Source organism: Arthrobacter sp. 05T45 (assembly GCF_056395875.1).
Genome location: NZ_JBFTKI010000002.1, coordinates 209,357 through 220,532, shown reverse-complemented (window position 1 = coordinate 220,532; position 11,176 = coordinate 209,357). Strand labels below are relative to the sequence as shown.

10 protein-coding genes are annotated in these 11,176 nt (G+C 67.3%); 5 read left to right on the top strand and 5 right to left on the bottom strand.

Features of this window, described 5'->3' with window-relative positions:
* The first annotated feature begins 278 nt into the window (after window positions 1-278).
* Entirely contained in the window at window positions 279-1,241 is a 963-nt protein-coding gene (locus tag AC1DGD_RS03700) for a heme o synthase (RefSeq protein ID WP_026266346.1), read from the top strand.
* 130 nt (window positions 1,242-1,371) lie between these two features.
* Window positions 1,372-2,319, top strand: coding sequence for a threonine/serine dehydratase (locus AC1DGD_RS03695; protein ID WP_476855932.1), 948 nt, complete (start codon window positions 1,372-1,374; stop codon window positions 2,317-2,319).
* A gap of 59 nt (window positions 2,320-2,378) precedes the next feature.
* Here AC1DGD_RS03695 and AC1DGD_RS03690 read toward each other — a convergent pair whose 3' ends face one another.
* The 5 genes from AC1DGD_RS03690 to AC1DGD_RS03670 all read right to left on the bottom strand — a co-directional run bounded on the left by AC1DGD_RS03690 (window position 2,379) and on the right by AC1DGD_RS03670 (window position 7,387).
* Window positions 2,379-3,539 carry an acyltransferase family protein gene (locus AC1DGD_RS03690; protein ID WP_476855931.1) on the bottom strand — a complete coding sequence of 387 codons (1,161 nt, stop codon included), beginning with the start codon at window positions 3,537-3,539 and terminating at the stop codon, window positions 2,379-2,381.
* 307 nt (window positions 3,540-3,846) lie between these two features.
* Window positions 3,847-4,350, bottom strand: coding sequence for a hypothetical protein (locus tag AC1DGD_RS03685; protein WP_476855930.1), 504 nt, complete (start codon window positions 4,348-4,350; stop codon window positions 3,847-3,849).
* Between the two features lie 307 nt (window positions 4,351-4,657).
* Window positions 4,658-5,602 (bottom strand): COX15/CtaA family protein, encoded by a 945-nt coding sequence (locus AC1DGD_RS03680; protein ID WP_476855929.1) that lies wholly within the window; start codon window positions 5,600-5,602, stop codon window positions 4,658-4,660.
* A 7-nt stretch (window positions 5,603-5,609) separates the two neighbouring features.
* Window positions 5,610-6,422 carry an ABC transporter permease gene (locus AC1DGD_RS03675; protein ID WP_476855928.1) on the bottom strand — a complete coding sequence of 271 codons (813 nt, stop codon included), beginning with the start codon at window positions 6,420-6,422 and terminating at the stop codon, window positions 5,610-5,612.
* Window positions 6,419-7,387 carry an ABC transporter ATP-binding protein gene (locus AC1DGD_RS03670; protein WP_028275511.1) on the bottom strand — a complete coding sequence of 323 codons (969 nt, stop codon included), beginning with the start codon at window positions 7,385-7,387 and terminating at the stop codon, window positions 6,419-6,421. Before AC1DGD_RS03670 ends, AC1DGD_RS03675 begins: the two co-directional genes overlap by 4 nt.
* A 171-nt stretch (window positions 7,388-7,558) precedes the next feature.
* On the opposite strand from AC1DGD_RS03670, the gene AC1DGD_RS03665 reads away from it, so the two are divergent.
* The 3 genes from AC1DGD_RS03665 to sufD are packed head-to-tail and all read left to right on the top strand — an operon-like array spanning window position 7,559 to window position 11,171.
* Entirely contained in the window at window positions 7,559-8,422 is an 864-nt protein-coding gene (locus AC1DGD_RS03665) for a helix-turn-helix transcriptional regulator (RefSeq protein ID WP_476855927.1), read from the top strand.
* The gene (sufB, locus tag AC1DGD_RS03660) at window positions 8,422-9,885 is read left to right on the top strand and encodes a Fe-S cluster assembly protein SufB (RefSeq protein WP_223917411.1); all 1,464 of its coding nucleotides are present in this window, start codon (window positions 8,422-8,424) and stop codon (window positions 9,883-9,885) included. Before AC1DGD_RS03665 ends, sufB begins: the two co-directional genes overlap by 1 nt.
* A complete protein-coding gene (sufD, locus tag AC1DGD_RS03655; protein ID WP_476855926.1) occupies window positions 9,885-11,171 on the top strand; it encodes a Fe-S cluster assembly protein SufD in 1,287 nt (428 codons plus the stop codon). Before sufB ends, sufD begins: the two co-directional genes overlap by 1 nt.
* Window positions 11,172-11,176 lie beyond the last annotated feature (5 nt).

Below are 11,176 nucleotides of genomic sequence, written 5' to 3'. Positions count from 1 at the left end.
TTGTGGTCAGCGTATATCTCACCAATTGGACCTGATTTCGCTTATATGAATCACCGTCCGCCGCGGGGCCGGTGAGCCGGCGTTAACGCGCCGGAATCATGGCGCGGCATTCGGCGGCCCTCCGGCCCGGAGCTCCACGGTATGATGGGTGGTGGCCTTCGACTGGGGCAAGGACACGGGTGTGCGCCGAGCGCGGAGCCCGGTCTGCAGCACAGTGCGTTGCGAAATCCACCCGGGGCTGCCCAGCCAGACAGAACTGCACAGCCAGACAGAACAGAGTGACTGCCACCGTGAGCACAACTAATACGCCGCTGAACGCCTCCCCGGCCTCGGGAAGAATGGGCTTCGGCCGCAAAGCCAAGGCCTACCTGGCGCTCACGAAACCCCGCGTGATCGAGCTTCTGCTCGTCAGCACGCTCCCCACCATGATCTATGCCGAACGCGGCTTCCCGTCGATCGGCCTGATCCTGGCGACGCTGGTGGGCGGCGCGTTCGCGGCAGGTTCCGCAGGCGCCTTCAACTGTTACATCGACCGCGACATCGACAAGCTCATGCACCGCACGGAGAACCGGCCCCTGGTCACCGGTGAGGTCACACCCCGCGAAGCCCTCATCTTCTCCTGGCTGCTGGGCGCGGCGGCGATCGCCATCCTCTGGTTCGGGGCCAACCCGCTCGCCGCGTGGCTCGGACTCGGCGCCATCGTCTTCTACGTGGTCATCTACACCATGATCTTGAAGCGGCGCACGGCCCAGAACATTGTCTGGGGCGGCGCCGCCGGGTGCTTCCCGGTCCTGATCGCCTGGGCCGCCGTCACCAACACCGTCGAGTGGCCCGCCGTCGTACTGTTCATGGTGATTTTCCTCTGGACCCCGCCGCACTACTGGCCGCTGTCGATGCGCTACGGCGAGGACTACCGCAACGCCAACGTGCCGATGCTGGGCGCCATCGCCGGGGCGAAGGTGGTTTCGGTGCAGGTGGTCCTCTACGCCTGGGCCATGGTGGCGTGTTCGCTGCTGATGATCCCGGCCGGTGGTGCCGGCTGGGTCTACACGGTGACCGCCGTCGGCGCCGGTGCCTGGTTCCTGTACGAGTCGCACGCCCTGTACAACCGCGCCCAGGCCGGCGACGTATCCAACAAGGGAGCCATGAAGGTCTTCCACGGCTCCATCAGCTACCTGACCCTGCTCTTCATTGCCCTGGCCGTCGACCCGTTCGTCGGCTCGGCCATCATGGGCGGCTGATCCCCCGTTCATCTGCCTGACGCTCCCTCACCAGTGGTGGGGGAGCGTCAGCTGTATCAGGGGGACGGTCCTTTTCGGTCCCGGGGTATCCTTACGAACCGGCCAGGCGACACAACCCCAGGGGGAGCCCGTGATCAACCGCAGCGATGTACTTCAGGCACAGAACCGCATCAGTGGCCACGTGCGGCGCACGCCGTTGCTCCGCGGGGGTACCGCTGCCGCCCCGCTCTGGTTCAAATGTGAGTTCCTGCAGCACACGGGCGTCTTCAAGGCACGCGGCGCCTTCAACCGCCAGCTCGCCGCCCGGGAGCGCGGGGAGCTTGACCCGGCCGTCGGTGTGGTGGCGGCGTCGGGCGGCAACGCGGGTTTGGCGAACGCGTACGCCGCCGCGGTCCTCGGTGTGCCGGCGACGGTGTTCGTCCCGGAGAACGCCCCGCGGGTAAAGGTCGAGCGTCTCCTCGCGTACAACGCCACGGTCCGGCAGGCCGGCGCCGAGTACGCAGAGGCTTTCGCGGCAGCAATGCACTACGTGGAAGATACCGGCGCCCTGTTCTGCCATGCGTACGACCAGCTGGAAATTGCGGCAGGCGCGGGCACCCTGGCCGAGGAAATCCTCGAGGACGAGCCCGGCATCGACACGATCGTCGTCGCCGTCGGCGGCGGCGGACTCTATGCGGGCGTGGCGGCAGCTGCCGAGGGCCGGGCCAGCGTCGTCGCGGTCGAGCCCTTCACCATCCCCACGCTGCACGCGGCCCTCGACGCCGGCCGCCCGGTCGATGTGGCCGTTTCGGGCGTCGCCGCGGACTCCCTCGGGGCCAGGCGCGTGGGTGGGATCGCCTTCAGCATCGCCTCACGCGTCCCGCCGACCTCTGTGCTGGTGGACGACGCCGCCATCATCGCGGCCCGGTCACAGTTGTGGGGCGATTACCGGATCCCCGCCGAATACGGGGCTGCGGCTGCGTTCGCGGCGCTCACTTCAGGGGCGTACACACCCGCCGACGGGGAACGCGTCGCGGTGATCGTCTGCGGGGCGAACACCGATGCCTGCACGCTGGAGAACGACCCTGGCAGCGACTGAATAGCGCCGACTGCCGACTGAGGGGTGCCGCCTGAACAGTGCCGACTGAACAGTGCCGACTAACCGTGCCGGGACGCGGCGCTGCCGGCCTGCTGCCGGTCCGGAGGGTAGCGGGCCGAATAGTGCTGGTCGAAGCGGGCCCGCGCGATCCGCCCGAGCCGTTCGACAGTGTGCCAGCTGATGACCGCAATGAGCAGGGTCACCGCAATGGCCGACACCGCGATGAGCGGCGGCAGATCGGCCGTGGAGCCGCCGTTGAGCCAGAGAATGACGGCGTAGTTCCAGAGGTACGCTGCGTAGGAGACAGTGCCCAGCAGCTGCGCCGGGCGCGTCCACTTCGGCATCGCCGCGGTTCGGGAGGCGGCCAGTGCGACCAGGACGGCCGCGGCGGCCATGGCCAGCGGGCCGCCAATGAACATGAAGGCCGGCGTTTCGTTGGCCTTCGGGAAGTAGATCAGCGCGGCCAGGACGGCGACGGAACCGAGCAGGGCCGCGCGCCTGAGCCAGCGGCCGCTGAACCAGTTGAACACATGGACCCTGTACAACCGCAAGGCCGAACCGATGATCAGGCCCAGGCCCCACGTGGTCGGCAGCGCGTAGACCAAGGAGTGAAGTTGCGGGGCCAGGGTCACCATTGCCAGCACACTGGCCGACATGAGGAACAGCGCGACGGCGGCGGACCAGCCAATCAGCTTTCCCTGGCGGTTGCGCCGCAGGGCGAGCACCAGCAGCGCGGGCCAGATCAGGTAGAACTGTTCTTCCACCGCCAGCGTCCAGAGCGGTCCGATCGCCATGCTGACGTCGAACGGCAGGGGGAGGTCTTTGAGGTAGCCAAGACCGGCGAGGACGGTGTAGCCCACGATTCCCTTGGACCGGTCACCGAGGACGTCGGTGGCCAATTCGACGATCGCGTAGACGCCCAGGAGAGAAACCAGTGCCGGCACCAGCCTAAAGGCCCTGTGCGCATAGAACCGCCTGTAACGAATCTTACGGTGCCGTTCGATATCGCCGACCAGCACGTTGGTGATCAGGTAACCGCTCAACACGAAGAAGGCAATGACACCCACGATGCCGGCGCCCTGGAATATGCCGGGCCAGGAATGACCGAGCAGGACGGCGCCCACGGCGGCACCGCGAAGAACGTCCAGGCCGTCCTGCCGCGGGCGCTTTGCAGTATGTTGGACCGTCTGTGCGGGCCTTTCGCCGACTAGTAACGCCACATAACCTCCGGTGCCTCTGTCTGGCCGGTTCCGATTCCAGCTGCATCAAGGCAAAACCGCGCCGTCCGTCTATCCATGGATGCGATTGCGGCGCCAGTCCTGCGCCCTATCCAAGTATTCCCGCCTTGGCTGGACGAAACCTGACGCCGGTTCTGCGGCTGCCCGGCTCTGCAGTTGCCCGGCTCTGCGGTTGGTTGTAGGGCGGGCCCGAAAAGGGGCCACACCTTCCAGTATTCCGAAATCTTTCCTGTTTGGACAAGTGACCGGCCGGTAACCGGGCGTCGAGGGGCGACGCCTCTAGGCTTCTTTAGAGATTGTGGGCCACCAGCTCCAGCCCGATTACCAGCAGGCTCAACACGACTTCGGCGAACATGATGGCGGCCTTGTGACGGAGCGGGATCTCGAGGCGGCGGATCGCGAGGAACCCGACGATGCCGAGCGAAACAACCAGAACAGCGACTGCCCACCCGAGGGCAACGGCCGTCGACCACAGACCGAGGCCGGCTGCCGTGAGGAGGAGCAGCGGGGTGACCAGGACGCCGAGGCCGCCCGCGCTGACCGCGATCATGTGGTGCAGCTCCTCACCGGTGGGAAGCTTCGAATGAACAGTCAGGTGGCTCAGGAGGTCGGCGACGAAAATCCCCAGCAGGGAGCCGATCACCACGATGCTGAGCGTCGCCGCCGCTGCCAGCGGCGTGGTCTCGTCCGCGTGACTCCGAAGCGCCAACACCACGGCCAGGCTCGTGAAGATGATGTATACACGTTCTTTGAGGCTCGCCGCGCGTTGGCGGGCTGAGGGTGAAGGAGGCACGGTCGGTTCTGTCGCTTGCATCAGAGAAGGCCTTCCGGTCAGCGTCACGGGAACGAACGAGGAAAGCCCACGGCCGCGACGATCCATATCCATGCCATCCCATAGTCCACCCGGAAATCCCGTCAAGGCCAGCCCCCGGGAGGTGAATGCGCTACTGGTCATTGTTGCCGCAGCGCCCGTTCGAGGGCCCAGACAGCAACAGACAGCAAACGCGGGGCCACTTACGGCCCGTCCGGACGTGCCGGAAGGGCGGTAAGTGACCCCGCGATGCTCTGTTCAGGGGTGCTGCGGCTGATTAGTCCACCGGTTAGTCCACCGGGCTGTAGCGGGCGAGGTCCGCGGCGTTGGTCGCCGCGCTCATCAGCAGTGCCGCCGCCAGCATGTGAGCGCCGACGAGCAGCGCCGGGATGCCGTTGTAGTACTGCGTGAAGCCGATTGCGGCCTGCAGCACCGTGACGCCCAGGAGCATGAACACCGCGGAGCGGAACGGCCCCCGAATCCGCCCGCGGACCACAAGGACCAGCGCGAACAGCGCGCCGGCGGTCACCAGGTAGGCGGGCACGGCGTGGATGTGCGCGAACAGGTCCCAGTCGAGGTCGTTGCGCGGGGCGTTCGCGTCCCCGGCATGCGGACCGGCGCCGGTCACCACCACACCGAGGCAGACCGCGACGGCGGAGAGGACCGCGACGGCGGTCATCACCGGGCGGGCAACGCCCGGCAGGGCGGGAAGCTGCACGGTCCGGGCCTTGCCCGTGCGGCCGTACGCCCGGTTCACCAGAAGCGTCGCCAGGACCACGAGGGCCATGGACACGAGGAAGTGCAGGCCCACGACCCATGGGTTCAGCTGGGTCAGCACCGTGATGCCGCCGATGACGGCCTGGGCCGGGATGCTGGCGAGCAGGCCGAGGGCCAGCAGGAAGAGGTCGCGGCGCTCCTTGCGGAGGTTCCACAGATAGACCAGCATCATCACGGCGACGGCCGCCAGCGCAAACGTCAGGAGCCGGTTGCCGAATTCGATGATTCCGTGCATCCCCATTTCCGGGGTGGTCGTCAGGGATCCCTCCGTGCAGCGCGGCCACGTGGGGCAGCCAAGGCCCGAGGCCGTCAGGCGGACGGCACCGCCGGTCACCACCAGGACGATCTGGCCAATGAGGGACAGCACGGCCAGCCGCCTGATCGTCTTATCGACGCGGACTGGCAGCCGGGAGGTGATTCCGGAGACAATCCGGGGAGTTCGTGACGCCGTGCTCACAGTTTTCTCAATTCCACTTAAACCAACGGGTTGCTGCGCCGCCGGCGATCGCCGTCCAGAGCAGCAGGACAAGAATGGCGGCACCATTGACGCTGCCGTACAGGAAAGCATCCCTCAGCGCCTGGCCCAGCGCGCCGGAGGGGAGGAAATGCACCACAGCCTGGGCCAGCGCCGGGAGCCGTTCGGCCGGAATCACGATTCCGCCCAGCGCGCCGAGCAGGATCCAGAGCAGGTTGGTGATGGCCAGGGTCGCCTCCGGCCGGACCGTCCCGGCGACCAGCAGCCCGAGTGCCGTGAAGGCGGCGGCGCCGAGGATCAGGATGGCCAGCCCGGGCAGCCAGCCCGCGGGATTGGGCTGCCAGCCCAGCAGCACGGCCACCGCGGTCACGATGAGCACCTGCAGGAACAGCACCGCCAGGACGGCCAGGACCTTCCCCGCAATCAGGCCGGTGCGGCCCAGGGGTGTCGTGGAAAGAAAGCGCAGGACGCCGTAGCGGCGGTCGAAGCCGGTGGAGATGCCCTGCCCGGTGAAGGCCGTGGACATGGCGCACAGGGCCAGGATGCCGGGGACGGCGACATTGATGCGGCTCGAACCGAGCCCGTCCAGCAGCGGCGTCACGGTCAGCCCGACCATGGCCAGCAGCGGCAGCACGATCGCGAGGATCAGCTGCTCGCCGTTCCTGAGCATGGTGACTGTTTCGTACTGCCCCTGCAGCAGGATGCGGCGCAGCAGGGAAGCGGGCGCGCTGCCATGCGCGGCGGGGGGCGCGCCGGCACGGCGTGCGCTCTCCAGCGGGGCACCACCTGTTACGCGGTTCATCGGATCTCCCTTCCGGAGATGTCCAGGAAGACGTCCTCGAGGCTGCGCGCTTCAAGGCTCAGGGAGCTGGGCATGATTCCGCGCTGGGCCCACCACGCGGTGATCGCGGCGAGGTCGGCGGGGGTCAGGGCTCCGGTCACGGCGTAACTGCCGGCCCGCGCCTCGGTGACGTCGACGCCGTCGGGCAGCACGCCGGCGAAGTCCAGGCCTGGTTCGGTTTCGAACAACAAGGTGCGTATGTGCTGCGACGCGTCGCCCGCCGGGAGCTGGTGGCGCAGGAGCTGGGCGACGGTGCCCTCGGCGACGTTGCGGCCGGCGTCGATGATGTAGACGTAGTCCGCCAGCCGCTGGGCGTCGTCCATCAGGTGCGTCGTCAGGATGATGCCCATGCCGCTGTTCCGCAGTTCGGAGATGAGATCGAAGACCATTTGGCGGGACTGCGGGTCGAGGCCCGCGCTGGGCTCGTCGAGGAACAGGACCTCCGGATTGCCGACCAGCGCCGCGGCCAGGGCGAGGCGCTGTTTCTGCCCGCCGGACAGGCGCCGCACGTTGGTGCGGCTGAAGGAGTCGATGCCCAGGCGGCCGATGAGTTCATCCACCGGCCACGGGTCCTGGTACATGCCGGCGATGTGCCGCAGCAGGGGGATGGGCCGGGCCGACGGCGGCAGGCCGCCGTCCTGCAGCATCACGCCCACCCGGGCGCGGAGGCCCGCGCCGGCCGAATCCGGATCGTGGCCGAGTAGGCTGATGGCGCCGGCGGTGCGCTTTTGCAGCCCCTGGGCGCATTCGATGGTGGTGGTCTTGCCCGCGCCATTGGCGCCGAGCAGGGCCGTGACTTGGCCGCGTTCGGCGATGAGGGAAAGGCCGCTGACCACGCGCAGCATCTTGCCGTCGAGGGTGGGCAGTGGACCAACATCCTTGACAAGCCCGCTGATGGTCAGAACGGGGGATTCGGGAGATCGCACCACAGCATTCTACGCGATGTAGTACGTCGGCTCCCCGGAGGGGGCGTCCCGCAGGCAAGCCATGCCTTACTGGAATGCCGGACTAAATTACGACATGATTGTGTTGTGTATTCCATGAGCCCCCTTGTGTCCGGAGCCGCTGTGTCTGGAGCAGCTGTGTCCGGAGGCCCTGTGTCCGGAGCCGCTACGTCCGCAGTCCCGTCCGGGCGCGGCGCCGCGCGCGTCCGGCCTGCCCGGGTACACGTGGCGGCCGTTCCGGACGCCGTTCCCGCGGCTGCCGGCACCCACACGCACGACGCCGAAGAGCGCACGCGTGACCGCGTCCTGAACGCGGTGCTGGAGCACGGACCCATCAGCGCGGCCGAACTCGGCGACCTCCTGGGCTTCACTCCGGCCGCCGTGCGCCGCCACCTGGACCACCTCGCGCGCACCGGAGTGATTGAGGTCAAGCGGGTTGCCCGCGCCGGTGCCGGCGCCGGACGGCCCGCCCGCCGCTACGTCCTGAGCTCCCAGGGCCAGTCGAACCTGGGCAACGACTACCTCGACATCGCCTCCGTGGCGCTGCGCCGGCTCGGCGAGGCGGCCGGCCCCGAGGCCGTGCGGCAGTTCGCCGTCGAGCGGTTCGCCGACATGGAGCGCCGCTACGCACCGGAGATCGAGCAGGCCGGACCGGACATCACGGCCCGCGCCCAGGCTCTCTCCGCGGCGCTGAGCCGCGACGGGTTCGTCGCCTCGGCGCAGTCGATCGAAGCCAAGGCCCCGCTCCCGGCGGCGCTCTCCAGCGTCCAGCTCTGCCAGGGGCACTGCCCCATCCAGCACCTGGCTGCCCAGTTCCCCGTGTTCTGCGACGTGGAGACTGAGGTGTTCTCCCGGCTGGTCGGCGTCGATGTGCGCCGGCTGTCCACCCTGGCGCGCGGCGGGCACGTCTGCACCACCCACATACCTACGGGCCGTCCGGCCGCCGTCGGGACTCCCAGTCCCGCTGCACCGGTCAACCCGGACGAAGTATCCAACCATCTCCAAGAAAGGCCGTGATGACGGACCAACTATCAGAGAAGAAGGTTGCTGACTCTACTGTGATTTCGGAGATTCTGGAAAAGAATCCCGAGCTCCACGGAATTGGCACCTATGAGTACGGCTGGGCCGACAAGAACGACGTCGGGGCCAACGCCCGCCGCGGTATCAATGAGGACGTTGTTCGCGATATTTCGGCCAAGAAGAACGAGCCGGAATGGATGCTCGACCTCCGGCTCAAGGGCCTGAAGTACTTCGACCGCAAGCCCATGCCCACCTGGGGCGCGGACCTGTCCGGCATCGACTTCGACAACATCAAGTACTTCGTGCGCTCCACCGAGAAGCAGGCCGCCACCTGGGAGGACCTGCCCGAGGACATCCGGAACACCTACGAGAAGCTGGGCATCCCGGAAGCCGAGCGCAGCCGCCTCGTCTCCGGCGTCGCCGCCCAGTACGAGTCTGAAGTGGTCTACCATCAGATCCGCGAGGACCTGGAAGCCCAGGGCGTCATCTTCCTGGACACCGACACCGCGCTGCGCGAACACCCGGAGATCTTCCAGGAGTACTTCGGCACCATCATCCCGGTGGGCGATAACAAGTTCGCGTCGCTGAACACGGCCGTCTGGTCCGGCGGTTCCTTCGTGTACGTGCCCAAGGGCGTCCACGTGGACATCCCGCTGCAGGCCTACTTCCGCATCAACACGGAAAACATGGGCCAGTTCGAGCGCACGCTGATCATCGCCGACGAGGACTCCTACGTCCACTACATCGAAGGCTGCACCGCGCCGATCTACACCTCGGACTCGCTGCATTCCGCCGTCGTGGAAATCATCGTGAAGAAGGGCGCCCGCGTCCGCTACACGACCATCCAGAACTGGTCCACGAACGTGTACAACCTGGTGACCAAGCGCGCCATCTGCGAAGAGGGCGCCACCATGGAGTGGATCGATGGCAACATCGGCTCCAAGGTCACCATGAAGTACCCGGCCGTCTACCTCGTGGGCGAAGGCGCCAAGGGCGAGACCCTGTCCATCGCGTTCGCCGGCGAAGGCCAGCACCAGGACACCGGCTCCAAGATGGTCCACATCGCGCCCAACACCAAGAGCTCGATCATCTCCAAGTCCGTGGCCCGCGGCGGCGGCCGTGCTGCCTACCGCGGCCTGGTCCAGGTCCGCGAAGGCGCCAAGCACTCGGCCAACACGGTCCGCTGCGACGCCCTACTGGTGGACACCATCAGCCGGTCGGATACCTACCCGTACATCGACATCCGCGAGGACGACGTCACGATGGGCCACGAGGCCACGGTCTCGCGGGTCAGCGAAGAGCAGCTGTTCTACCTGATGTCCCGCGGCATGCGCGAAGACGAGGCCATGGCGATGATCGTCCGCGGCTTCATCGAGCCGATTGCCCGCGAACTGCCGATGGAATACGCCCTCGAGCTGAACCGACTGATTGAACTGCAGATGGAAGGATCGGTCGGTTAATGACTGACATCACTACTGAAAAGGCCCGCATCGGCGCGCCCTCAGCCCAGCCGTTCATCAACGGCTTCACCGAGGAAGGCGAAAGCCTCTCACCGCTGAACGCCGCGGAGTCCAAGGCGCCGCTGGCCGGCGAAGCCGTCAAGCGCCACTCGCACGGCGGCGGCGTCGGCGTACCGGACAGCTCACGCGCCGGCCGCCTGACCTCCTACAAGCTGGCGGACTTCAAACCGCTGACCGGCATGGAGGAGGACTGGCGCTTCACCCCGCTCAAGCGCCTCCGCGGCCTGCACACCGAGGTCCTCACCGGTGCGGCGCCGGCCGTGAGCGTCACCGCTCCGGACAGCGTCAGGGTCGAGACCGTCGGCCGTGACGACCGCCGGATCGGCTCCGCCGCCATCCCCGAGGACCGCGTCTCCGCGAACGCCTGGGAGAACTTCGCCGAGGCCACCGTCATCACGGTCCCGTCCGAGGTCGAGGTGGAGGGCGAGGTCAGCGTGCTGCTGACCGGCCAGGGCACCGAAGCTTCCGCGCAGCACGTCGTGATCGTCGCGGAAAAGTTCTCCAAGTCCGTCGTCGTCCTGGACCACCAGGGCACCGCCGTCGTCTCGGAAAACATCGAAATCCTCGTTGAGGACGGCGCGCAGCTGACCGTCATCTCGCTCCAGGAATGGAACGACGACGCCGTCCACGCCTCCTCCCAGCAGGCGAAGCTCGGCCGCGACGCGAAGTTCAAGCACATTGTGGTCAGCCTCGGCGGCGACCTTGTGCGGGTCACGCCTTCGGCACGCTTCACCGCCCCGGGCGCCGAAGTGGAACTGTTCGGCCTGTACTTCGCCGACGCCGGCCAGCACCTCGAGCAGCGCCTGTTCGTAGACCACGCCGTGGCCAACTGCAAGTCCAACGTCCTGTACAAGGGCGCCCTGCAGGGCCGCAACGCGCACACCGTGTGGGTCGGTGACGTTCTGATCCGCAAGGAAGCAGAAGGCACCGACACCTACGAGGCCAACCGCAACCTGGTCCTGACCGACGGTGCCCGCGCCGATTCCGTGCCGAACCTTGAGATTGAGACCGGCCTGATCGCCGGCGCCGGCCACGCCAGCGCCACCGGACGATTCGATGATCAGCACCTGTTCTACCTGATGGCCCGTGGCATCCCGGAAGAGGTGGCCCGCCGCCTGGTGGTCCGCGGGTTCCTGAACGAGATCATCCAGAAGATCAACGTTCCGGCCATCGAAGAGCGCCTCACGGAAGCCGTCGAGCGCGAACTCGCGGCGACCAACCACTAGTGCGC